Origin of the sequence: Eilatimonas milleporae, from assembly GCF_003688555.1 — a bacterium.
In the GTDB taxonomy this organism is placed as follows: Bacteria; Pseudomonadota; Alphaproteobacteria; order Sphingomonadales; family Kordiimonadaceae; genus Eilatimonas; species Eilatimonas milleporae.
Genome location: NZ_REFR01000013.1, coordinates 277,698 through 299,636, shown reverse-complemented (window position 1 = coordinate 299,636; position 21,939 = coordinate 277,698). Strand labels below are relative to the sequence as shown.

The 21,939-nt window shown below is 62.4% G+C and carries 22 protein-coding genes and 2 riboswitches; of the genes, 16 read left to right on the top strand and 6 right to left on the bottom strand.

Features of this window, described 5'->3' with window-relative positions; genetic code table 11:
* Positions 1 to 504: 504 nt before the first annotated feature.
* From coxB to BXY39_RS14395, 10 genes are all read left to right on the top strand, one after another.
* Entirely contained in the window at positions 505 to 1,395 is an 891-nt protein-coding gene (gene coxB / locus BXY39_RS14435; RefSeq protein ID WP_121939574.1) for a cytochrome c oxidase subunit II, read from the top strand.
* A 53-nt stretch (positions 1,396 to 1,448) separates the two neighbouring features.
* Positions 1,449 to 3,053, top strand: coding sequence for a cytochrome c oxidase subunit I (gene ctaD, locus BXY39_RS14430; protein WP_121939573.1), 1,605 nt, complete (start codon positions 1,449 to 1,451; stop codon positions 3,051 to 3,053).
* A 99-nt stretch (positions 3,054 to 3,152) separates the two neighbouring features.
* Complete coding sequence (gene cyoE, locus BXY39_RS14425; protein WP_245999249.1) at positions 3,153 to 4,112, top strand: heme o synthase; 960 nt, start codon at positions 3,153 to 3,155, stop codon at positions 4,110 to 4,112.
* A complete protein-coding gene (locus tag BXY39_RS19940; protein WP_281270019.1) occupies positions 4,112 to 4,240 on the top strand; it encodes a hypothetical protein in 129 nt (42 codons plus the stop codon). Before cyoE ends, BXY39_RS19940 begins: the two co-directional genes overlap by 1 nt.
* Positions 4,237 to 4,830 (top strand): cytochrome c oxidase assembly protein, encoded by a 594-nt coding sequence (locus tag BXY39_RS14420; RefSeq protein ID WP_121939572.1) that lies wholly within the window; start codon positions 4,237 to 4,239, stop codon positions 4,828 to 4,830. Before BXY39_RS19940 ends, BXY39_RS14420 begins: the two co-directional genes overlap by 4 nt.
* A 115-nt stretch (positions 4,831 to 4,945) precedes the next feature.
* Positions 4,946 to 5,803: a cytochrome c oxidase subunit 3 gene (locus BXY39_RS14415; RefSeq protein WP_121939571.1), complete on the top strand. Its 858-nt coding sequence runs from the start codon at positions 4,946 to 4,948 to the stop codon at positions 5,801 to 5,803.
* A gap of 5 nt (positions 5,804 to 5,808) precedes the next feature.
* Positions 5,809 to 6,231 carry a DUF983 domain-containing protein gene (locus BXY39_RS14410; protein ID WP_211332264.1) on the top strand — a complete coding sequence of 141 codons (423 nt, stop codon included), beginning with the start codon at positions 5,809 to 5,811 and terminating at the stop codon, positions 6,229 to 6,231.
* On the top strand, positions 6,221 to 6,913 hold the full coding sequence (locus tag BXY39_RS14405) for an SURF1 family protein (RefSeq protein WP_170163858.1): 693 nt from the start codon (positions 6,221 to 6,223) through the stop codon (positions 6,911 to 6,913). Before BXY39_RS14410 ends, BXY39_RS14405 begins: the two co-directional genes overlap by 11 nt.
* 42 nt (positions 6,914 to 6,955) lie before the next feature.
* Positions 6,956 to 8,362, top strand: coding sequence for a threonine synthase (gene thrC, locus BXY39_RS14400; RefSeq protein ID WP_121939569.1), 1,407 nt, complete (start codon positions 6,956 to 6,958; stop codon positions 8,360 to 8,362).
* Entirely contained in the window at positions 8,359 to 9,603 is a 1,245-nt protein-coding gene (locus tag BXY39_RS14395) for a M16 family metallopeptidase (protein ID WP_121939568.1), read from the top strand. The genes thrC and BXY39_RS14395 overlap by 4 nt, the downstream gene beginning before the upstream one ends.
* 63 nt (positions 9,604 to 9,666) lie before the next feature.
* Here BXY39_RS14395 and BXY39_RS14390 read toward each other — a convergent pair whose 3' ends face one another.
* Complete coding sequence (locus BXY39_RS14390; RefSeq protein ID WP_121939567.1) at positions 9,667 to 10,230, bottom strand: YqgE/AlgH family protein; 564 nt, start codon at positions 10,228 to 10,230, stop codon at positions 9,667 to 9,669.
* Between the two features lie 264 nt (positions 10,231 to 10,494).
* On the opposite strand from BXY39_RS14390, the gene BXY39_RS14385 reads away from it, so the two are divergent.
* The 3 genes from BXY39_RS14385 to BXY39_RS14375 all read left to right on the top strand — a co-directional run bounded on the left by BXY39_RS14385 (position 10,495) and on the right by BXY39_RS14375 (position 13,670).
* Positions 10,495 to 11,388 (top strand): protein-disulfide reductase DsbD domain-containing protein, encoded by an 894-nt coding sequence (locus tag BXY39_RS14385; protein WP_170163857.1) that lies wholly within the window; start codon positions 10,495 to 10,497, stop codon positions 11,386 to 11,388.
* Positions 11,389 to 11,677: 289 nt separating this feature from the next.
* Positions 11,678 to 12,160 (top strand): peroxiredoxin, encoded by a 483-nt coding sequence (locus BXY39_RS14380; protein WP_121939565.1) that lies wholly within the window; start codon positions 11,678 to 11,680, stop codon positions 12,158 to 12,160.
* A 214-nt stretch (positions 12,161 to 12,374) separates the two neighbouring features.
* Positions 12,375 to 13,670: a DsbA family protein gene (locus tag BXY39_RS14375; protein ID WP_121939564.1), complete on the top strand. Its 1,296-nt coding sequence runs from the start codon at positions 12,375 to 12,377 to the stop codon at positions 13,668 to 13,670.
* A gap of 81 nt (positions 13,671 to 13,751) precedes the next feature.
* Here the strand turns inward: BXY39_RS14375 and BXY39_RS14370 are convergent, their stop codons facing one another.
* A complete protein-coding gene (locus BXY39_RS14370) occupies positions 13,752 to 14,105 on the bottom strand; it encodes a nuclear transport factor 2 family protein (RefSeq protein ID WP_121939563.1) in 354 nt (117 codons plus the stop codon).
* A gap of 423 nt (positions 14,106 to 14,528) precedes the next feature.
* Between BXY39_RS14370 and BXY39_RS14365 the strand changes: the two genes are divergently transcribed.
* Positions 14,529 to 16,214 carry a M28 family metallopeptidase gene (locus tag BXY39_RS14365; protein ID WP_147453591.1) on the top strand — a complete coding sequence of 562 codons (1,686 nt, stop codon included), beginning with the start codon at positions 14,529 to 14,531 and terminating at the stop codon, positions 16,212 to 16,214.
* Between the two features lie 88 nt (positions 16,215 to 16,302).
* Here the strand turns inward: BXY39_RS14365 and BXY39_RS14360 are convergent, their stop codons facing one another.
* The 4 genes from BXY39_RS14360 to ispH all read right to left on the bottom strand — a co-directional run bounded on the left by BXY39_RS14360 (position 16,303) and on the right by ispH (position 19,411).
* Positions 16,303 to 16,794 (bottom strand): PAS domain-containing protein, encoded by a 492-nt coding sequence (locus BXY39_RS14360; RefSeq protein ID WP_121939561.1) that lies wholly within the window; start codon positions 16,792 to 16,794, stop codon positions 16,303 to 16,305.
* Between the two features lie 134 nt (positions 16,795 to 16,928).
* Entirely contained in the window at positions 16,929 to 17,369 is a 441-nt protein-coding gene (rnhA, locus tag BXY39_RS14355; RefSeq protein WP_121939640.1) for a ribonuclease HI, read from the bottom strand.
* 75 nt (positions 17,370 to 17,444) lie between these two features.
* On the bottom strand, positions 17,445 to 18,404 hold the full coding sequence (gene thrB, locus BXY39_RS14350; RefSeq protein ID WP_121939560.1) for a homoserine kinase: 960 nt from the start codon (positions 18,402 to 18,404) through the stop codon (positions 17,445 to 17,447).
* A 35-nt stretch (positions 18,405 to 18,439) separates the two neighbouring features.
* Complete coding sequence (gene ispH, locus BXY39_RS14345; protein WP_121939639.1) at positions 18,440 to 19,411, bottom strand: 4-hydroxy-3-methylbut-2-enyl diphosphate reductase; 972 nt, start codon at positions 19,409 to 19,411, stop codon at positions 18,440 to 18,442.
* Positions 19,412 to 19,779: 368 nt separating this feature from the next.
* Between ispH and BXY39_RS14340 the strand changes: the two genes are divergently transcribed.
* Both BXY39_RS14340 and gcvT read left to right on the top strand, forming a co-directional pair.
* Entirely contained in the window at positions 19,780 to 20,286 is a 507-nt protein-coding gene (locus BXY39_RS14340) for a hypothetical protein (RefSeq protein ID WP_121939559.1), read from the top strand.
* 161 nt (positions 20,287 to 20,447) lie between these two features.
* Positions 20,448 to 20,556: riboswitch (glycine riboswitch) on the top strand.
* Positions 20,557 to 20,706, top strand: a riboswitch (glycine riboswitch).
* Positions 20,707 to 20,774: 68 nt separating this feature from the next.
* Positions 20,775 to 21,899, top strand: coding sequence for a glycine cleavage system aminomethyltransferase GcvT (gene gcvT, locus BXY39_RS14335; protein ID WP_121939558.1), 1,125 nt, complete (start codon positions 20,775 to 20,777; stop codon positions 21,897 to 21,899).
* Positions 21,900 to 21,939 lie beyond the last annotated feature (40 nt).

Here is a 21,939-nt window from a genome sequence, read left to right as displayed (position 1 = left end):
AACAATGGTCAAAGCCGGGGCAGGGCACGACCTGTGACCTGCCGATCTTGCGGCCTTATGACGCATCGAAACGCCATGATAACACCCTAAACTCAAGACCGTTGAGAAAAGCCGCATTCAAGGTGCGCATGGACAGTGCAAAGGGCATGTTACACAGGCCGCTGCCCGATAGCCATTGTCCCGTGCCATGGTGGCGCTGCCGCCTTGCACAGTGAAAGCGGCCACGGCCACGCGCACGGCCCGCTGGCGAAAAAGCCGCGTACAAGGCTTGAGCGTGCCGCAGGCTTTGGTATAACGTGCCGCAAATTCACTGGAACCGGTTTGGCCGTGAGCGTTTGGGGCCGGCCGGGGACAGGCAGGCTGGCCGGTTGTGCCAAAACGTCGCTGAACAGGCTGGAAAGCCGCAAGATCTTGCGGTTCCGGCCTTTTTGGCAAAACGGATAAACCGGCTGTATAAGTACAAAGTCCGCTTGCCGGACATGTGGAAATTATGAGGATTCGGGGATGAAGGTCAAAAGGCTGCTCGCAGGCGCGGCGTTGAGTGGAATGGCCCTGATGGGGTTGACGGGCACGAGCGCGGCCCAGGACCGCATCGGCATGCCGACGGAAAAGGGTGTGTGGCTGCAGGCCGCCGCCAATGACCAGGCGCAGCGTGTCGCCGATTTCAACGAAATGCTGCTTTACATCATTCTGGTGATTGCGGTTTTCGTCTTTGTCCTGATGTTCTGGACGATGATTCGGTACCGGGAAAAGGCCAACCCCACACCGTCGAAAACCAGCCACAACACATTCATCGAGTTTGTCTGGACCGTGGTGCCGATTTTCATCCTGGTGGGGATCGGCTTCTGGTCCATCCCGCTTCTGTATTATCAGGAAGTGATTCCCGAGACTGAATTTGCCATCCGTGCCACCGGCAACCAGTGGAACTGGACCTATTCCTACCCCGATCATGACGGTATCGAGTTCACGGCGGCCATCGTGCCCGACAGTGCCTTTACCAACCCGGCGGAGCGCCAGGTCTATGAGAATGATCTGACGAATTTCCTCGGCTGGCCGGGCAAGCTGAATGCGCGCCTTCTGGACACGGACCTGCGGGTGGTGGTGCCGGTCGACACCAAGATCAAGTTGCAGATCACGGCGTCCGACGTGCTGCACAGCTGGACGGTGCCGGCCTTCGGCGTGAAGATGGATGCCGTGCCCGGACGCCTGAACGAAACCTGGTTCGAGGTTCGCGATCCCGGCGTTTATTACGGCCAGTGCTCGGAGCTGTGCGGCAAGGATCATGCCTTCATGCCGATTGCGGTCGAGGCGGTGTCGAAGGAACAATTCGCCGAATGGGTCGAGCGCGCCAAACTTGAGTTCGCCGATGCGCGCAGCACGGCCCTGGGCCGCTGATGGGCCGCTGAGCGGCGCCGGTTAAGAGACAGACAAGCGAAAGGATAGGCCAAATGGCGCACGATAACCCCACAGGCTGGAAGCGCTGGGCGTTTTCCACGAACCATAAAGACATCGGTGTGATGTATCTGTGGTTCGCCTTTTTCGCCGGCCTTATCGGCTTTGGCATGTCGGGCCTGATGCGCATGGAACTGGCGGAACCCGGTATCCAGTATCTGCCCGACCTGTTCGGCATGACGGAAGACCAGGCCCGCCACATGTTCAACGTGCTGACCACCGGGCACGGCCTGATCATGGTTTTCTTCATGGTCATGCCGGCGCTGATCGGCGGGTTCGGGAACTATTTCGTGCCGCTGATGATCGGCGCGCCGGATATGGCCTTCCCGCGTATGAACAACATCAGCTTCTGGCTGATGCCGCCGGCCTTCATCCTGCTGCTGCTGTCCACCTTTGTCGAAGGGACGGCGGGCATGCCGGGCTTCGGCGGTGGCTGGACCGCTTATGCGCCCCTGTCCACATACGGCCACACCGGGCCGTCCATGGACCTGGCCATTCTGTCACTGCACGTGGCCGGCGCGTCGTCGATCATGGGGGCGATCAACTATATCACCACCATTTTCAACATGCGCGCACCGGGCATGACCATTCACAAGATGCCGCTGTTCAGCTGGTCCATCCTGATCACCGCGTTCCTTCTGGTGCTGTCGCTGCCGGTTCTGGCGGGCGCCATCACCATGCTGCTGACCGACCGGAATTTCGGCACCACCTTCTTTGATCCGGCCGGCGGCGGGGACCCGATCCTGTTCCAGCACCTGTTCTGGTTCTTCGGTCACCCGGAAGTGTACATCATGATCCTGCCGGCTTTCGGCATTGTCAGCCACATTGTCTCGACCTTCTCGAAAAAGCCGATTTTCGGGTATCTGGGCATGGCCTATGCCATGGCGGCGATCGGTTTCATCGGTTTTGTCGTGTGGGCGCACCACATGTACACGGTGGGTCTTGATGTGGATACGAAAGCCTATTTCGTGGCCGCCACCATGGTCATTGCCGTGCCGACGGGCGTGAAGATCTTTTCCTGGATCGCGACGATGTGGGGCGGGTCCATCCGCTTTACCACGCCGATGCTTTACGCCATCGCCTTTATCCTGCTGTTCACGGTGGGCGGCGTGACCGGTGTGGTGCTGGCCAATGCCGGCGCCGACATTGCGCTGCACGACACCTATTATGTGGTGGCGCACTTCCACTATGTGCTGTCGCTGGGGGCCGTGTTCGCGATTTTTGCCGGGCTGTATTACTGGGTCGGCAAGATGTCCGGCCGTGAATATCCCGAGTGGGCCGGCAAGGTGCAATTCTGGATCACCTTTATCGGTGTGAACCTGATCTTCTTCCCGCAGCATTTCCTGGGCCTCCAGGGCATGCCGCGCCGCTATGTGGATTATCCGGACGCCTTTGCCTATTGGAACAAGATTTCCAGCCTTGGCTATCAGATCACGCTGCTGGGTGTGGTGATCTTTATCCTGGTGATGGCCTACACGCTGTTCTTCTCGAAGAAGCGCGTGGCCGACAATCAGTGGGGCGAGGGCGCGACCACCTTGGAGTGGACGTTGAGCTCACCGCCGCCGTTCCACCAGTTCAACGAGCTGCCGCGTATCAAGTAAACCGGGCAGCACGGAGGTAGCAAAGGCAGCACAGGGCATGGGCCGCCGCAGCGTCAGCGTCCCATGCCGCAGACCAGACCGCCGATTGGAGTGTTTTGAGTGAGCGACAGTGCCACGACCATGACCGGCCAGACCATTGCCGCCCCGACCGCAAGGCCGGGGCGCGACACCATTTCCGTGGCCGATGCCGTATCCGTCGCCGACGCGCGGGCCTTTATCGAGCTGTTGAAGCCGCGCGTCATGTCGCTTGTCATCTTTACCGCGTTTGTCGGCATGATGGCCGCGCCGGGCGGCCTGCATCCGGTGCTGGCGATGGCCTCGCTGGCGCTGATCGCGGTCGGCGCGGGGGCGTCGGGTGCGCTGAATATGTGGTATGATGCCGATATTGACGCGCTGATGGAGCGGACCAAGGCCCGTCCCGTGCCGTCGGGCCGTATCGCGGCGGGCGATGCGCTCGGCTTCGGGCTGGCGCTGTCGGTGATGGCGGTTGTGCTGCTGGGCCTGATTGCCGGGATAACGGCGGCGGCGCTGTTGGCGCTGACGATCTTTTTCTACGCGGTGGTGTACACCATGTGGCTGAAACGGCGCACACCGCAGAATATCGTTATCGGGGGTGCCGCCGGTGCTTTCCCGCCCATGATCGGCTGGGCTGCCGTCACCAACAGCGTGACCGTGGAATCCCTGGTTCTGTTCGCGATTATCTTCCTGTGGACGCCGCCGCATTTCTGGGCCCTGTCCTTGTTTATCGAGAATGACTATGCGCGGGTGAAGGTGCCGATGCTGCCGGTGGTGGCCGGTCGCCGTGTCACGCGCAACCATATCATGGCCTACAGCCTGGTTCTGGTGCCGGTCGGCGTGCTGCCCTTTGTCCTGGGGCTGGGCGGCGTTGTCTATGGCGCGGTTTCCGCCGCATTGGGCCTGCGCTTTCTGTGGTGGGCGTTCCGGGTCTGGCGCGAGCATGAGGGGGCCGAGCGCAGGCTGTTCCGCTTTTCGATCCTGTATCTGTTTCTGTTGTTCGCGACCCTGTTGGGTGAGACCCTTGTCGGCGGGTGGCTGTGATGGATGAGTTTTCCGATCGGCACCGGCAGATGCAAAAGCGCAACCGCCTGCTTGGCGGCTCGCTGGGTGTTTTTGTGATTCTGCTGATTGTGGTCAGTTATTTCCGTATCAAGGGGCTGACGCCGTGACGGCGCCGGCTGAAAACGGCGTCGCCGCCGCCAGGAATGGCCGCGTGGCGGCCATTGTGCTGGGGGTGGTTGCCGGCATGGTGGGCATGGCCTATGCGGCCGTGCCGCTGTATGAGGTGTTCTGCCGTGTCACCGGGTATGGCGGCACCACGCAGCAGGTCGATGCCGGCGATGTCGCGGTTCTCGACCGGACCATCCGGGTGCGGTTCGCGGCCAATACGCACCGCGACATGCCGTGGCGTTTCGACCCGGTGCAGAATGATCAGGCCCTGAATGTGGGCGAGCAGGCCATCGCCTTTTACGAGGCGGAAAATCCGACGGGCACGCCCATTGTCGGCACGGCCACCTATAATGTGACGCCGCACAAGGCCGGGCCCTATTTCGCCAAGATCGAATGTTTCTGTTTTACCGAACAGACGCTGCAACCGGGCCAGAAGGTTGACATGCCGGTTGTCTATTATATTGATCCGGCCATCGCGGACGATCCGGACATGGACGATGTGACGGAAATCACCCTGTCCTACACGTTTTTCCTGCGCTCCACTGAGGAGGCGGGTGCGAATGAACTGGCGGCGGCGACCGTGCCCTGAGGCACAGGCAGTGCATCAGACATGGTCGCGGCATGGCCGTGCGAGGCCAAAATTGTTGGGGATAAGGTATGCAGGGCGTATAAGGTCCCTGATCCCTTGTGAGGAGACTTGAGAAATGGCGGGCGACGTTAAGCACGATTATCACCTGGTGGACCCGAGCCCATGGCCCATTGTGGGCTCCATCGCGGTTCTGTTTCTGGCCATTGGCGCGGTCTTTTCCATGAAGCCGGACGCGACGCTGTTCGGTGTGGAAGGCGCCAATTTCGGCAGTTATCTGCTGGTTGTCGGGTTTCTCGGCGTTCTCTACACCATGTATGCGTGGTGGAAGGATGTGATCAAGGAGGCCGAACAGGGCGATCATACGCCCGTCGTGCAGATCGGCCTGCGCTACGGCATGATCCTTTTCATCGCGTCCGAGGTGATGTTCTTTGTGGCGTGGTTCTGGGCGTTTTTCAACGCGTCGCTGTACCCGGCGGCGCCGATCCCCAATTTCGGCGATTTCTGGGACCTGGTGACCACCGATGCCCCCTGGCCGCCGGAAGGGATCGAGGTATTCGATCCCTGGCACCTGCCGTTCATGAACACGCTGATCCTGCTTCTGTCCGGCACCACGGTGACCTGGGCGCACCATGCGCTGCTGGAAGGCAACCGCGACGGCCTGAAAAAGGGGCTGTGGGCGACGGTTCTTCTGGGGGTCGCCTTTACCTGCGTGCAGGTCTATGAGTACGACCATGCCGCTTTTGCCTTTTCCGGCAGCATTTACGGCGCCACCTTCTTCATGGCGACGGGTTTTCACGGGTTTCACGTTCTGATCGGGACGATTTTCCTGATTGTCTGTCTGTTCCGGTCCTATGCCGGCCATTTCAAGACGGACCATCATTTCGGTTTCGAGGCGGCGGCCTGGTACTGGCATTTTGTCGATGTGGTGTGGTTGTTCCTGTTTTTCGCCGTTTATATCTGGGGCGGTCAATAACGGCCGTGCCGGACCCGGATCGTCAGAAGACAAGCGACACCGGCCGGGCGGATGCCCGGCCGGTGTCGCCGTTCAGGGCGGGGGTGCAGTGCCGCTGTCCCCATTGCGGCGAAGGCCCGCTGTTTGACGGTATCCTGACGGTCCGTCCCGTGTGCGCGGTATGCGGTTTTGATTTGCAGGCGGCGGACCCGGGTGACGGGCCGGCTGTTTTCGTGATCCTGATTCTGGGGGCGGTGACGGCCATTGCCGCCTTTGCCGTTGAAGGACTGATCGCGCCGCCGAGATGGGTTCATCTGATCCTGTGGCCGGTTTTCATTTCCGGTATGGGGCTGTGGCTGCTGAGAATTTTCAAGGCGACGCTGATCGCACTGCAATTCCATCATGATGCCCATGAGGGGCGTGTGCGGGATGACGGCGATGCCCTTTAGAAAGGGGTTTCGCCCCGGTTGGGGGGTGACGGTGTCGGCGCTGCTGGCCCTTGGCATCCTGATATCGCTTGGCACCTGGCAGGCGTTGAAGGTGGGGCCGAAAACCGCCCTGGTCGAAAAGGTGTCGGCCTTTCTACATCAGGCGCCCGTTCCGCTTGAAACCGTGGGGACGCCCGCCCCTTACCGCCGTGTGGAGATGACGGGCCGTTTCGCCGATGCGGCGCCGGTGCGGGTTTACGGTACCAGCACCGCCGGCAAGGCGGGATATCACCTGTATCTGCCGTTTCTGCGCGCGGGGCAGGTGCCGGTCATGGTGTCCCCCGGCTGGGTGCCGGCCCATGAGAAGACCCTTCCGCCGATCGCCGGCGAGAAGACCGTAACCGTGACCGGTGCCACCATGCTGAGCGCCCGGCCCGGCCCTTTCACCCCGGCGAACGACCCGGCGCGCGGAAACTGGTATCTGGCCGATGTCCGGGAAATGGCGCGTCATTTCGGGCTGACGGATGTCCATCCTTTGCGTGTTCTTTTGGAGGATACGGACCCGGAGGCCCTGCCGGTCGGCGGGCAGGTGCGTGTCGATATTCCGAACGACCATTTTGAATATGCGCTGACATGGTACGGGATCGCCCTGGCGCTGATAGCCGTTTACCTTGCGTATGGTTTTTCACGGCCCTTAAAGTAACCGCCGGACGGACCGCCTGTCATTCATCTGGGGTATCTGAGCGTGCAGTATGTTTCCACCCGCGGCGTCGCGGACGAGCTGAATTTCGAGGGTGTCACCCTGACCGGGCTGGCACGGGACGGCGGCCTGTATGTGCCGGCCGCCATTCCCACCCTGGATGCCGAGACGTTTCGGCGGCTGAGGGGGCGCCCCTATGCCGATGTGGCTTTCGCGGTTTTGCAGCCCTTTGTCGGTGACAGCCTGACGGCTGCGGAGTTGCGCGGCATGGTGGACGCCACATATGGCGACGCCTTTCACCATCCGGCGGTGGCGCCCCTTGTCCAGGTTGACCGCAATGACTGGATTCTTGAATTGTTTCACGGGCCGACACTGGCCTTCAAGGATTTTGCCCTGCAACTGCTGGGGCGTTTGTTCGATGCCTTTACCGCGCGCCGGGGCGGGCGGCTGACCATATTGGGCGCGACCAGCGGCGATACCGGTTCGGCGGCCATTGCCGGCTGCCGGGGGCGCGACGCCGTGACCATTTTCATGCTGCACCCGCATGGCCGCGTGTCGGAGGTGCAGCGCCGCCAGATGACGACGGTGCTGGAGCCCAATGTGGTGAATATCGCCATTGACGGGACGTTCGACGATTGTCAGGCCCTGGTGAAGGCGGCTTTCAACGATCTGGACTTTCGCGACGGCGTGTCGCTGACGGCGGTCAATTCCATCAACTGGGCGCGGGTGCTGGCACAGGTGGTCTATTATGTCAGTGCCGCCGTCAGTCTCGGGGCGCCGGACCGCCCCGTCAGTTTCAGTGTGCCCACGGGCAATTTCGGCGATATTTTCGCGGGCTATATCGCCCGGGCCATGGGATTGCCGGTCGCGCGCCTGGTGATCGCCACCAACAGCAACGACATTCTGGCCCGCACATTGAAAACCGGCCGCTATGACAGGGCCGGGGTGCACAAGACCCTGTCGCCCAGCATGGATATTCAGGTCGCCAGCAATTTCGAACGCCTGCTGTTCGACTTGAAAGGACGGTCCGGCAACGCCGTCAGTGCCGCGATGGAGGACCTGGCGACACAGGGCGGTTTCGCGCTGAGCCCGGATGAGCGGGGGGCCCTTGCGGCCCTGTTCGCGGCCGAGCGGCTGGACGACGGGCAAACGTCGCGGATCATGGCCGACACATATGGCCGCAGCGGCTATTTGGCCGACCCGCACACCGCCGTCGGCCTGGGCGCGGCGCGGGCCTGCCTGGACGAGGACGGCCCGCCCCGCGTGACCCTGGCGACCGCCCACCCGGCAAAATTTCCCGATGCGGTGGCGGCGGCCACCGGCGTGACGCCGGCCCTGCCGTCCCATATGGGGGACCTGATGCAGGCCGAGGAACGTTTTGAAACATTGCCCAATGATCTTGCCGCGTTGAAGCGCCGCATGCTCGATCACCTGTCCGGAGTAGAGACATGACCATCCGACTGACCACCCTGGACAACGGCCTGCGCATCGTCAGCGAGGCCCGTCCCATGCTGGAGACCGTATCCGTCGGCCTGTGGGTCGATGTGGGCAGCCGGCACGAGCCCGCGCCCCTGAACGGTGTCACCCACTGTCTGGAGCATATGCTGTTCAAGGGCACCGAGCGCCGCACGGCGCAGGATATCGTCCTGGAGATTGAATCCGTCGGCGGCCATATCAACGCCTATACCTCGCGCGATCATACCACCTATTACGCGCGGACCCTGAAGGACGACCTGCCGCTGGCGGTGGATATTCTGGCCGACATCCTGATGAACAGCGTGTTCGATGAGGGGGAACTGACCCGCGAGAAGGATGTGATCCTTCAGGAAATCGGACAGGCGCAGGATACCCCTGACGATATCGTCTTCGACCATCTGCAAAGCGTTGCCTATCCCGATCAGTCCCTGGGCTGGAGTATTCTGGGAACGCCGGATACGGTGCGGTCCTTCAACCGCGACGCCCTGTTTTCCTTCATGGCGGACAAATACCGTGCCGGGTCGATCATCGTCGCGGCGGTCGGCAATCTGGATCATGACCGGCTGGTGGACATGGCCCGGAGCCGTTTTTCCGGACTGCCGTCAGGCCGCCGCGAAGCGGATGCAACGGCCCGCTACGCACCGGGCTGCATGGTCGAGCAACGCCCCCTGGAACAGGTGCATCTGGCGCTTGCCTGGCCGGGCGTGGCCCATAAGGCGCCGGAGTATTACGCCACCCAGATCTATTCGACCATTCTTGGCGGGGGCATGTCGTCCCGTCTGTTCCAGAAGATCCGCGAGGAGCGCGGTCTGGCGTACAGCATTTACAGCTTTTCCGCCTCGCACGCGGATACCGGCCTGCTCGGCGTTTATGCCGGGACCAGCCCGGATCAGGCGGAGACGGTGCTGAGCCTGATCGAGGAGGATGTGCAGGGCCTTGCCGCCGGTGCGACACTGGCCGAGCTGGCCAGTGCGAAGGCCCAGTTGAAAGCCGGTCTGATGATGGCGCTGGAAGCGACCGGCTCCCGCATGGAGCAATTGGGCCGGCAGATGCTGATTTACGGACGCGTGATCCCGACGGAGGAAATTCTGATGTCGCTGGACGCGGTCACGCCGGACGATGTGGCGGCCGTTGCCGTCCGTATGGCGGAAAGCGGCACCCGTGCGCTGGCGGCGGTTGGCGGCGGCCCGGTCGAGGATCTGCTGAAAGCGGCCTGAGTCGCCTGTAAAGCCGGTCCCGGTGACGGCGACCGGCTCCAAGCAGTGTGAGTCAGGTTCGCCTCAGGCGTGGCCGGCTTCGACGGACAGCATGGCGGCATCGATGCCGAGCATGGCCATGGTGCGCGGCCATTTCTGATACAATTCGGTGTGGAAGATGATTTCCTCGTCCGCTTCGGCCGTCAGCCAGGCGTTCTGCTGGATTTCCTGTTCCAGCTGGCCCGGCCCCCACCCGGTATAGCCAAGAGCCAGCAGATGGTTGCGCGGGCCTTCGCTTTCGGCAATGGCGGCCAGAATATCCACCGTGGCACTCAAGGCCAGTGTCTGGCTGACGATCAGCGTGCTTTCCTGCACATAATCGGCGGAATGCAGCACGAAACCGCGCCCCGGTTCCACGGGGCCGCCGCTGTGGATCGGCACATCGGGGGCATCGTCGCCCACGGGAACGTCAAGCTGTTCCATCAGGCTGGCAAATGTCAGTTCCTCCAGCGGATAATTGATGATCAGCCCCATGGCACCGGATTCGTCATGGGAGCAGAGATAGATCACGGCATGGTCGAATCGCGGATCGGTCATCCCCGGCATGGCCAGAAGCAATGAGCCGGTCAAATAGGGCGACGTGGTCATCAATGGCGTCCTTTCCTGAGACTACAGCCTAGCGTTTCAGTGGCATGTGTTCAATTACGGCCTGTCCGCGCGGACTGTTTAAGGCAAGAATGCAACAGAATATGTCATATTCCGATATGGGCGCTTTGACGCCATTGTGAAGCGCCGTGGGTGGCGTCCGGTGCCGGCTCTTGGTAAGCCGGGGTATGAATAGCGGGCAAGGCCCGAGGCATGGCAGTGGTCCGGCCGTGTGTAAGTCTTAATGATGTTTTCAGGAGTGTGCGGATGCGTATCCGACAGGCGTTTCGCCAAAAACCGGGAGGCCGGATCGCCAGGGGCATGCTGCCCCCCCTGATGGCGGTTTTCGCCGTCCTGTGGCTGGCGCCGCTGGCGCGCGGCGTCGAGACCCCGTGGCAGAACCATCAGGACATGGTGGAAACGCGTCTTGTCGGTGCCCCTGTCGGCGAGGGTGTCGGCGAGGGTGGCGGCGAGGATGGCCGCTGGGTTTACGGTTGGGAGGCACGGCTTTCCCCGGGCTGGAAAACCTACTGGCGGTCCCCCGGAGAGGCGGGTCTGCCCGTTGTCATATCGCGTGAGGGTGAACCGGTTGAGGTGTTTTACACCCTGCCGGAGCGTTTCGAGCTGTTCGGCCTTGAGACATATGGCTATTCCAAGCGTGTCCTGCTGCCTTTCGCGCCTGGGAACGATGTGGGCGGGGCTGAAATTTCCGTATCCTTCATGGTCTGCAAGGATATATGCGTGCCGTTTGACGCCCGGTATGAGATACCGCGCGCTACAGGGCAGGGCGGGACCCCGGTTACGCACGGCATTCTTCTGGAGCAGGCCCTGGCCCGGGTGCCGGACAGAACCGGCGACGGCGGGGCGGGCCTGACCGTTATTTCCGCCGCCGTGACCGGCCCGCCGGGCCGTCAGCGTCTTGTCGTCGATGCCGCTGCCGGGGCGCCGCTGGTCTTTGCCGACCTGATGGCGGAGGCGGGCGAGGGCGTTCATTTCGGCCGCCCGGACACGCGCCTGCTGGATGATGGCCGTCGGATCCGTTTTGTCGTGCCGGCCATGGTCATGGATAAAAGCAGCGATCTGCGCGGCCGTCAGGCCCGGCTGACATTCACCGACGGACGCGGCCACGCCATTGACCGTCTGGTGCGCCTGAACGACTGATACGGGCGACCGCAAAGGAGACCACCGGCAGCCGCACTATTCGGTCATACTGGCCTGTCATACTGCCTGTCATACTGGCCGGTCATGTGGGCCGGTGATACGGGATGACCGGCCTGATGATGCGGGGGCGGAATTAAGCCGGTGTCCTTTTCCCCCGCCTGCCTCCTTTTTCCTTGCCTGTAAGGGACAGCGCGATAGAGTCCGCCCGTGATCTTTACCTGATTTTCAACAGGACCGGGGTGTTCCGTGGAACCCCGCCGGTCCATCCCCTTGCTTTCAGGAGACAGCGATGACGATTCAAGTTGGTGAGACCATTCCTTCGGCCAAGCTGATGACCATGACCGCCGATGGGCCGGGCCCGGTGGATACGGACGGGTATTTCAAGGGCCGCAAGGTGGCCGTTTTCTCGGTGCCCGGTGCGTTTACACCGACCTGTTCGGCCAAGCACCTGCCCGGTTTTGTCGATCAGGCCGATGCCCTTAAAGCCAAGGGAGTCGACGAAATCGCCTGTTTCAGCGTCAATGATGTCTTTGTCATGGATGCGTGGGGCAAAGGCAGCAGCGCCGACGGCAAGGTGACCATGCTGGCGGACGGCAACGGCGATTTCGCCAAGGCGCTGGGTCTTGAAATGGACGCCAGCGGGTTCGGCATGGGAACGCGGTCGCAGCGTTTTTCCATGCTGGTGGACGACGGCAAGGTCACGGCCCTGTATATCGAAGAACCGGGTGCCTTTCAGGTGTCCAGCGCCGAACATATGCTGGCGCATCTTTAAACCCGGCCTGAAGAGACCGGAACCGGTTTCGGAATTGCGGAAAAGGGTGGTCCTTTCGGGGCCGCCCTTTTTCCTGATTGCCATTCCCGCCGGTCGGCGGGCAAACTGGGGCGACAGGAACAAAGGGGGGACACCCGCACGGCCATGCCATGAACGGCTTTGATGCAGGGTGTCATGGTCCGGGCCGTGGCGGTCAGGACGGTAGGCGGGGCATATGAATGTAGCGGAACTGGTAAGGCCGACCCTGATGCGATGGCTGGCAAGCGGGACAAGACAGTCCCTCATGCGGTTCGGTCATGAAGCGGTGCGGCGTGCGCGGTTCCAGCCTGTGCGCCTGATCTATTTTCACCGCTCGGACGACCCGTATTGCCAGTTGATGGTACAGGCCCTGCCGGAACTGGCGGAGCGGTTTGACGTCACGGTCGAACCGCGCGTGATTGAGCGGTTGCCGGCGGCGATGTATCCCGACCCGGCACGCTATGAAGCCCTGAGCATCCTGGACGCCGCCCGCATGGCGCGGCTGTACGGCATCGGGTTCCCGGTCACGGCGATGGTGCCGGACCGGCTGTCGGTGTCCATGGCGAACCGGTATCTGGCGTCCCGCCAGGACGATCCGGCCTTTTTTTCCATCGCCGAGGAGATCGGCGCCAAGCTGTGGCGGCGCGACGGGGCGGCCATCCGGTCGATCTGCGGGCCGGCGGATATGGACGGAGCGGCCCTGAGGGCCAATGAAAAACTGCTGGGCCGCCTTGGCCATTATGCCAGCGCGACCGTTTATTGCGGTGGAGAATTTTACCCCGGCCTGGAACGGCTGGATCATCTGGAACGGCGGTTGAACGCCATGGACCTCGGTGACGGAGAGGTGCATTTTGAACTGCACCGGCTGTGGCGCCATGGCCTGCAAAGGATGGACCGGCTGATTGCCGGCCGTACAATCGACCTGTTCTTTTCCGTGCGCAGCCCGTACAGCTATCTCGCCCTGTCGCTGATGCGCGACCTGATGCGGGCCACCGCCGTACAGATCCGCCTGAAACCGGTCCTGCCCATGGTCATGCGGGGATTGCCGGTGCCGCCGATGAAGGGGCGCTATATCCTGTTCGACGCGGGCCGCGAGGCCCGGCTGGAAAATCTGCCGTTCGGGCATATCGCCGACCCCGTCGGCCGTGCGACGGAACGGGCGATGGCGGTCGGCATGGCCCTGGGGCAGGGCGGCCAGGATTTTGATTTTTTTCATGCGTTCATGTGTCAGGTCTGGGCCGAAGGCCGTGAGGGCGCCAGCGATGCCGGTCTGGCCCGTGCCCTGGAAATGGCGGGCATTTCCCGTGCCGCGATCGTCCGCGCGCTGCCGGACGATGTGTGGCGTGTCCGCGCCCATGAAAATCTTCAGGACATGATGCGCCGGGGCAGCTGGGGCGTGCCGACGCTGAGCGCGGGCGGTGAAACCCTGTGGGGACAGGACCGCATCTGGGCGGCGCTGGATGCCTTGCAGCAACCGCCGGTGACGCATTGACACGGGTTTCATTTCGGACGCTATGAAGGAGCGGTCGTCCCCTTTCGCGGCGGCAGGGTCGGGGCCTTCAGCGGACGTTTGCTACTCGATCGGCAGTCCGTGCATTTTCAGAAATGAGAGCTTGTCCCAATACCCGCGCTGGAAGGTGATTTTTCCATTGCGCATGGTGAAGAAACCGCATCCGCGCAAGCCCAAAGGGTCACGCCATTCGAGCGCCGCGACGTCGCCGGCGTCGTGGATCGCCTCGACCAGGCAGGTCATGTCGGCAGACGAAAATTCCTGTTGGAACATTGACCTGATTGCTGCGCGCCCTTCAACCGGGTCTTGCGTAACCTGATGATTAACCGCGTCTTCGCTGTAGAGTTCGGCGAGGCCGTCCGCGTCCCCGGCGTTGAAGCGCCTGACCCATTCCTCGACAATGTCTTTTGCCGTCATCGCAACCCCCTCGTTAGCATGCAGGCCATATATGTGGGTTTAAGCGGGTTACCGCAATTCGCTACAGTGCGCCCGACTACAGTGCGCCCGTCCGCTTTCGGCGGAAAACTGCTGCTTCCTGCGGCACACCGGGCATCATAAGTGCACGGGGTCGGCCCTGAAACCCCGTCGTCCGTGCCATGGGTGCGGCATGAGGACAGGGAGCGTGGGGCCGACGATCCGCAACCATCCGTCCCATCCGGTCAGTGTAGCACCGTTATGTGCAGGGCCGGCAGCATGACATGGCTGGCATGACTCCGGATTGACTGTGTGCCACAAGTCCATATTGTCGGGCTTTGGGCGTATGAAAACGCTGAAGAATAAAAACGATTGGGGCAGGTCCTTGCCGGGCCCCCTGATGTTGACTGTGGGGAGGAAAAAATCATGACACGCGGCACGATGAAAACAGCCTGTTTGGCACTGGCGGCCCTGCTGGCGCTTGGCGGCTGCACCGTTACGATCCACACCGGTGACGAGGGTGTGGATCGCACCAGTTTCAAGGCGGACCGCATCAAGGCGGACGTCGCCTTTCTGGCGGATGACAGGCTGGGCGGCCGGGACACCGGCAGTGCCGGCCATGAGATCGCCGCCAATTATGTGGCGGCGCAGTTTACCCGGCTTGGGCTGGTGCCGGCCGGGGACGATGGCGGTTATTTCCAGAATGTTCCCTTCCAGACCGCGCACATCACTCCGGACGACGTGGCCCTGTCGCTGACCATGGGCGGCGAGACGACGGATCTGACGGTGGGCGATGAGTATCTGATGAGCGGCAGTGTCCGCACGGCGGATGCCACGGTTGAAGGGGATGTGGTTTTTGTCGGGTACGGCATCCATGCCCCCGACCTGGGGCATGACGATCTGGCCGGCGTGGACCTGACCGGCAAGATCGCCCTGGTGATCAGCGGTGCGCCGAAGTCCTTTCAGACGGAAATCCGTGCCCATCATGGATCGGGGCGGACCAAAACCAGGGCGCTCGGCGCGCGCGGCGCGGTCGGATATATCACCGTCAATTCCGCCATTGATGAAAAACGCCGTCCGTTCGCCCGGTCCCGCCGGTTTCTGGGCCGCAAGAGTTTCAACTGGATCGCCCCGGACGGTCCGGACGCGGGTGAAAACGGCGTTCGGGTGACGGCCACTGTTTCCCACGGCGTGGCGCGGCGCATGTTCGCGGCCGGCGGCGGCGATTTCGATGCGGTTCTGGCGGAAGCCGATGCCGGGAGCCCCAAAGCCCGTCCCCTCGATGTCCGGGCAAGCCTGAGCCGGAAAAGCCGCCGCTCGGACACATTTACAAGTCCCAATGTGGTTGCCCTTCTGGAAGGGACGGACCCGGAGCTTGCCGGCGAAGTGGTCGTGATGACGGCGCATCTGGACCATATCGGCACGAATGAAACCCTGAAAGGGCCGGACAAGATCAACAATGGCGCGATGGACAATGCCACCGGGGTGTCCATCCTGATGGAGGTGGCGCGTGTCTATGCGGAAACCGGCATCCGCCCCCGCCGGTCCATCCTGTTCGCGGCGGTCACGGCGGAGGAAAAAGGCCTGCTCGGCGCCGATTACCTGGCCCGTTTTCCGACGCGCCCGGACCTGCGGGTCGTGGCGAATGTCAATGTCGACATGCCCGTGCTGCTGTATGATTTTGTCGATGTCGTCGCTTTTGGGGCGGACCGCAGCACCCTTGGCCCGATGGCGGCACAGGCGCTGGACAAGGCCGGTGTCACCTTGAGCCCCGACCCCATTCCGGAAGAGGGTATTTTTACCCGCAGCGACCATTACCGGTTTGTCCAGCAGGGCGTGCCGTCGGTTTTCCTGATGACGGGATGGGGCGAGAGCCCTGACGGCGAGGATGGCGGCGCCCTGTTCCGGGAGTTCCTGTCGAAGACCTATCACACGCCGCGCGACGATGTGTCATTGCCGATCAATTATCAGGCGGGCGCCAAATTCGCGTATGTGAACTGGCTGATCCTGACGGATGTGGCCAATGCGGATGGAATACCGGTGTGGAACAGGGGCGACTTTTTCGGGCAGGCGTTCAGCGGACCGATGGCGCCGGCGCAAGCGGCCCCTTGAGACGGCCTGAAGTGGTGAGGCCGATACAGGCCTGTCGGGAAAATCGTATCCGTCAGGAAACGCGTGTCTGTCAGAACGATCAGGCCTGTCAGGAAAATTCCGCCACGTAGGCGAGATGATCCACCTTTTGCGTGTCCTTGTTTTGCAGGGGCACGCACAGGGTGCAGTAGATTTTGTGTTCCCTGTCCGCCCAGGTCATGCGCCGTCCGCTGAAAAAGCGCGGACGGCCCCCCTCCATCACCGACCGGGCGCGTTCGACGATATTGTCGCTGTGGGGAAGTTCGTCGACGAACAGGCCGGTATTGTCCGTGCCGCTGACGTCGACGAAGCGGGTGCCGATAAAACGAATGCGCAGCCTGCCATTGTCGTCGTCGTGCTGGAATACCGCCAGGGAGGGTATGATTTCGCTGATTTCCGACGGGCTGAAGTCGCCCCATGACGGAATGTGGCCGAGCGCGGCTTTCTTGTCCGCCCATAATGAATACAGGGTTTTCAACAGAGGAAAGGGCAAACGATCCGCCATTTCCGCATTATCGACCCAATTGTCTTCAGTCAAAGGACGATCGCCAAAAAGTGGCATGAAACTTCTCGCAGACTGTTTACAAATTATGCGACTTTAAAGTGTGATCTGGCCTGTTCCCTAAAAGATCAAGGGATATATGTATGTTGCATACATATGATTAGCATTTTGCCAAGTTTTCGCGGGGGCGGCTCTTATCGGCGGTACGGCGCCATGCCTTCATTGGCGAGACGGTCGGCGCGTTCATTGCCGGGGTTGCCGGCATGGCCCTTGACCCAGCGCCAGTCAACCGTGTGACGGCTGACCGCCCGGTCGAGGGATTGCCACAGATCGGCGTTTTTGACCGGTTTTTTGGCCGCTGTTTTCCAGCCGCGGTCTTTCCAGGCGGGAAGCCAGCGTGTGATTCCGTCCCGGACATAGGTGGAATCGGTCATCACACGCACGGTGCAGGACCGTTTGAGCGCGTTGAGCGCTTCGATCACGGCCGTCAGTTCCATGCGGTTGTTCGTCGTGTCGGCCACGCCGCCTTTCAGTTCCTTTTCATGCGTGCCGTACAACAGCAGCGCGCCCCATCCGCCGGGGCCGGGATTGCCCGAACAGGCGCCGTCCGTGTAAATCTCGACAAGGGTGCTCATGACATGATCCCGGGGCGCGGCCATGGGAACCGGTGGCGGCGCCCAAGCCCAGCCCGGTGCGGCGTTTTGCCTGTATCAGACGACATAATCGGCGGCATCCCTGACGGTGCGGTGATATCGGATGCGCGCCAGATACTCGCGCGGGTCCTTCGGGCGGACCAGGGCCCCCGTGACGGGAAACAGCCAGTCGTGCAGGCGGGTCAGCAAAAACCGCAACGCGCCGCCGCGTGCCAGCACCGGCAGGGCGTCCAGTTCCGCCGGTTCCAGCCCGCGCAGCATGTCATACTGTTCGATCAGGGCCTTGGCGCGCGCAGGCACAAAGCGGTGGCCGGCATCGAAACACCAGGCATTCATGGTCACGGCGACGTCATAGGCCAGCATGTCCGTGCAGGCGAAATAAAAATCGATCAAACCGGTGACCGTGTTTCCGGTGAAGAGAACATTGTCCGGAAACAGGTCGGCATGAATGGTGCCCACCGGCAGGCCGTCCGGCCAGTGATCGTGCAGAAAGCGCAGTTCTTCCTCGATGAAGCGGGCGAGGCCGGGTTCAACCTCGTCGGCGCGGGTCAGCGTTTTTTCCGCCATGTCGTGCCAGCCGTCCAGGGACAGGTCATTGGTCCGCCGGAGGGTGAAATCGGCGCCGGACCTGTGCAGGCGGGCAAGCGATGCGCCCACCGCCGTGCAATGCGGGGGCGTGGTTTCGGCAATGCTGATACCGTCGAGAAAGCCGATGATCGCCGCCGGCCGGCCGGCCAGTTCCCGCAGGACCCTGCCGCCCCTGTCCGCGACCGGTTTCGGCACCGGCAGACCCCTGGCCGACAGATGGTCCATCAGGCCCAGGAAATAGGGCAGGTCCCCGGCGCTGACCCGTTTTTCATACAGTGTCAGGATGAAACGGCCGGTTTCGGTTTCAAGAAAATAGTTGGAGTTTTCCACCCCCTCGGCAATGCCCTTGAAACTGAGGGCACGGCCTATATCGAACCCGGCCAGAAGGTCGCCGAGCATACGGTCATCGATATGGGTATAGACGGCCATGGGACGGGGTCAGGGGCGCAGGCGGGCAGGCGGCGTCACGCCACGTCCCGCAGAATGGGCGGGACCTTGAAGATGACATCCTCTTCCGCCGTCATGCGCAGTTCCACGCGGGCGTCATAGCGCGTCTTGAGCGCGTCGATCAGTTCCGTCACGAGAATCTCGGGCGCGCTGGCACCGGCGGTGATGCCGATCGTGCGCGCACCGGACAGCCAGTCCCAGTCAAGGTCGGCGGCGCGCTGGATCAGTATGGCCCGGCAGCCGGCTTTTTCACTGACCTCGACAAGGCGGCGGCTGTTGGAGCTGTTCGGGGCACCGATGACGATCACCCTATCGGCGTCCGCCGCGATGGCCTTGACGGCATCCTGCCTGTTGGTGGTGGCGTAGCAGATGTCTTCCTTTTTCGGTCCGGCGATGTTCGGGAACCGGCGCTGCAATGTGGCGACGATATCCGCCGTATCGTCGACGGACAGGGTTGTCTGTGTGGCAAAGGCCAGATTGTCCGGGTCGGCGGGGTGGAGATTTTCGGCGTCTTCCACCGTTTCGATCAGGGTCATGGCGCCGTCTTCCACCTGTCCCATCGTGCCGATCACCTCGGGATGTCCGGCATGGCCGATCATCAGAATATGCCGGCCGGCGGAAAAATGATACTCGACCTCGCGGTGGACCTTGGAGACGAGGGGGCAGGTCGCATCGACATAGATCATGCTTCTGCGCCGGGCCTCCTGGGGTACGGATTTGGGCACCCCGTGGGCGGAAAAAACCACGGGCACATCGTCGGGCACCGCGTCCAGTTCATCGACGAAGATGGCGCCCTTGGCTTCCAGGCTTTCAACCACATAGCGGTTATGGACGATTTCGTGCCGCACATAGACCGGCGCGCCATATTTTTCTATGGCCAGTTCGACAACCTTGATGGCCCTGTCCACCCCGGCACAGAAGCCGCGCGGGTTGGCAAGCAATATGGTCAGGGTCGGTTTTTGCGTCGCGCTGTCGGGTCTTGGTGCCATCATCCGTTCCGCCTGCTTTCATGCCCGGGTCCGGCCCGGTGCCTGCTCAGTCCCTGCCGGTTTGTGCCCGGTTCCTGCCCAGCTCTTAAGGGGAGGGGCGCCAGTATCGCGCACTTGCCACGGGGCTTGCAAGGGATGCGGCAAGCCTTCAAACTTTGTCAAGCCTGTCGGGCCTGCCGGGGCGGGTTCTTCACCGAGTTTTTACTGAGTTTTTTACTGAGTTTTTTACAGGGGCGGCCCGCGCTTGCGATGTGGCGGGGGTCACCCTATGATCCCCGCGCCGTTGAACATCCGCCCGGAACATCCGTCCGGAACACTCGCGGGTGGGAAGGCACTAAAAACACGCCTTTGAAGATCAGGGAAATTCCATGCCGATGCGCACGTTTTTGTTTCTGGGTCTGGTTTTGCTGCTGGCCGCCTGTAACCGCAACCCCCTTGAGGTGGTGGTGTCGCGCTGTCCGGCCGTCGCGGTTGTCGGCGATATCGGTACCATGACGCGGTTTGCCGGTGACGGACAGTCGCAGGACGATGTGGATTTCACCGCCGCCATCACGGATGTGCGGTCCGGCTGCACCGAGGGCAACAGCGTGGTCGGCGAGATGTCCTTCGTGATCGCGGCGCAGGCCGGCCCGGCGCTGCGCAACAGGGTCGTGACCGTGCCCTATTTCGTCGCCGTCCTGAAGGACAACAATGCCATTGTTTCGAAAAAGCGGTTCGATGCCCGGCTTGAGTTCGGCGCGGACGGCACGGCCAGCGTGACCGAAACGCTGGCACAGGTGATTCCCACCATCGAACAGGCCCGCCGCTACAATTACGAGGTTCTGCTGGGCTTCCAGCTGACCCCGGACGAAGTCGTTTTCAATATGCGACGTTAAGGCGGCGGGCGGTATTTTCCGGCCCAATCCGCCCGGTCCCGCGTGCAGGACCGGGCCTGCGTCATCCGCGTCATTGACAGGACCGGCTGTGCCCTTATGATCGCGCCGTCATTCCATGGAATGACACCGTCACCCGGTCGGCGTTCCACGACCGTCCTGCCGGGTCAGATGCGGGAGAGACCGCGCCCGGTCCGGCCTGTCCGGTTCGTGTGCGGCGCCGAAGGAGCAACCGCCCCGGAAACTCTCAGGCAAAAGGACCGCATCGGATTGGACACTCTGGAAAGCAGGCAGGCCTGACAGGCCCGTCTCACCGAAGGGGTAAGCCGCCCGGCTGGCTGTGCATGCATACCGAGCCATTGCATGCATACAGGCGATGCCGTACCGGTCAAATCTCTCAGGTCCCATGACAGAGGGGGTGTTGAAACACGGACCGGACCGGCGGATTCCGCCGGCTGTCCTGCTGATACACACCGGATGGACAGGGGATTATGGCCGACATTCAGTCCTTAGACAAAACGCCGCTTTTCGATCTGCACAGCGAGCTTGGCGGCAAGATGGTGCCGTTCGCCGGCTATGCCATGCCGGTGCAGTATCCCACCGGCATCCTAACGGAACATCAGCATACCCGCAGCCATGCCGGGCTTTTCGATGTCAGTCACATGGGCCAGGCGAAAATCCGCGCCCGTGACGGCGGCGACCCGGCCGCCGCGCTGGAGACGCTGATGCCCGGTGCCCTGCGGGTGCTGAAGCCCGGTCGCATGCGTTACAGCCTGCTTCTGAATGACGAGGGCGGTATTGAGGACGACCTGATGGTCACCCGCATGCTGGACGCCGAAGGCAGTCTTTACGTGGTGGTCAACGCCGCGTGCAAGGACAAGGATTACGACCTGCTGGAAGAGCGTCTGGGGGACCGTATCACGCTGGAACCGATGGAAGATCACGCGCTTCTCGCCCTTCAGGGGCCGGCGGCGGTCGCGGTGCTTTCTGAAATCGCCGCGGATGTGTCCGACCTGAAATTCATGCAGGCCACCATGGTCACGCTGGAAGGGGCGGTCTGCTGGGTGTCCCGGTCCGGCTATACGGGTGAGGACGGCTTTGAAATCTCGGTCCCGGCCCATGCCGCCGACGGTCTTGCCCGCAGATTGCTGGCCGATGACCGCGTGCTGCCCATCGGCCTTGGCGCGCGGGACAGTCTGCGTCTTGAAGCGGGCCTTTGCCTGTCGGGGCACGATTTCAACGCGGCGGTCAGCCCGGTTGAAGCGGGCCTGAGTTTTGCCATCGGCAAGAAACGCCGTGAGGACGGCGGCTTCGCCGGTGACGGGCGTATCCTGCGGGAACTGGCCGGCGGAGCGGAGCGGAGGCTTGTCGGCCTGCGCCTGGCAGGCCGTGCGCCGGCCCGCGAGGGCGCCGTGATCGCCGACCGGGACGGCAATGAGATCGGTGTCGTGACGTCCGGCGGTTTTGCCCCGACGCTTGGCGCGCCCATCGCCATGGGGTTCGTGCCGCCCGCCTTTGCCGGCGACGGGACGGCGGTGGCACTGATGGTGCGCGGCAAGGCGCTGGATGCGACCGTTTGCGCGATGCCCTTCGTGCCCCACACTTATGTGCGTTAACAGGACAAGACGGCCCTAGACCGTTTTTTGAGGAGGCTGA

Bases quoted from the DNA above. Each gene is read 5' to 3' on its own strand.
- coxB (WP_121939574.1), top strand. From the start codon at position 505: ATGAAGGTCAAAAGGCTGCTCGCAGGCGCGGCGTTGAGTGGAATGGCC.
- ctaD (WP_121939573.1), top strand. From the start codon at position 1,449: ATGGCGCACGATAACCCCACAGGCTGGAAGCGCTGGGCGTTTTCCACG.
- BXY39_RS19940 (WP_281270019.1), top strand. From the start codon at position 4,112: ATGGATGAGTTTTCCGATCGGCACCGGCAGATGCAAAAGCGCAACCGC.
- BXY39_RS14415 (WP_121939571.1), top strand. From the start codon at position 4,946: ATGGCGGGCGACGTTAAGCACGATTATCACCTGGTGGACCCGAGCCCA.
- BXY39_RS14405 (WP_170163858.1), top strand. From the start codon at position 6,221: ATGCCCTTTAGAAAGGGGTTTCGCCCCGGTTGGGGGGTGACGGTGTCG.
- BXY39_RS14395 (WP_121939568.1), top strand. From the start codon at position 8,359: ATGACCATCCGACTGACCACCCTGGACAACGGCCTGCGCATCGTCAGC.
- BXY39_RS14390 (WP_121939567.1), bottom strand. From the start codon at position 10,230: ATGACCACGTCGCCCTATTTGACCGGCTCATTGCTTCTGGCCATGCCG.
- BXY39_RS14385 (WP_170163857.1), top strand. From the start codon at position 10,495: ATGCGTATCCGACAGGCGTTTCGCCAAAAACCGGGAGGCCGGATCGCC.
- BXY39_RS14380 (WP_121939565.1), top strand. From the start codon at position 11,678: ATGACGATTCAAGTTGGTGAGACCATTCCTTCGGCCAAGCTGATGACC.
- BXY39_RS14375 (WP_121939564.1), top strand. From the start codon at position 12,375: ATGAATGTAGCGGAACTGGTAAGGCCGACCCTGATGCGATGGCTGGCA.
- BXY39_RS14370 (WP_121939563.1), bottom strand. From the start codon at position 14,105: ATGACGGCAAAAGACATTGTCGAGGAATGGGTCAGGCGCTTCAACGCC.
- BXY39_RS14365 (WP_147453591.1), top strand. From the start codon at position 14,529: ATGACACGCGGCACGATGAAAACAGCCTGTTTGGCACTGGCGGCCCTG.
- BXY39_RS14360 (WP_121939561.1), bottom strand. From the start codon at position 16,794: ATGCCACTTTTTGGCGATCGTCCTTTGACTGAAGACAATTGGGTCGAT.
- rnhA (WP_121939640.1), bottom strand. From the start codon at position 17,369: ATGAGCACCCTTGTCGAGATTTACACGGACGGCGCCTGTTCGGGCAAT.
- thrB (WP_121939560.1), bottom strand. From the start codon at position 18,404: ATGGCCGTCTATACCCATATCGATGACCGTATGCTCGGCGACCTTCTG.
- ispH (WP_121939639.1), bottom strand. From the start codon at position 19,411: ATGGCACCAAGACCCGACAGCGCGACGCAAAAACCGACCCTGACCATA.
- BXY39_RS14340 (WP_121939559.1), top strand. From the start codon at position 19,780: ATGCCGATGCGCACGTTTTTGTTTCTGGGTCTGGTTTTGCTGCTGGCC.
- gcvT (WP_121939558.1), top strand. From the start codon at position 20,775: ATGGCCGACATTCAGTCCTTAGACAAAACGCCGCTTTTCGATCTGCAC.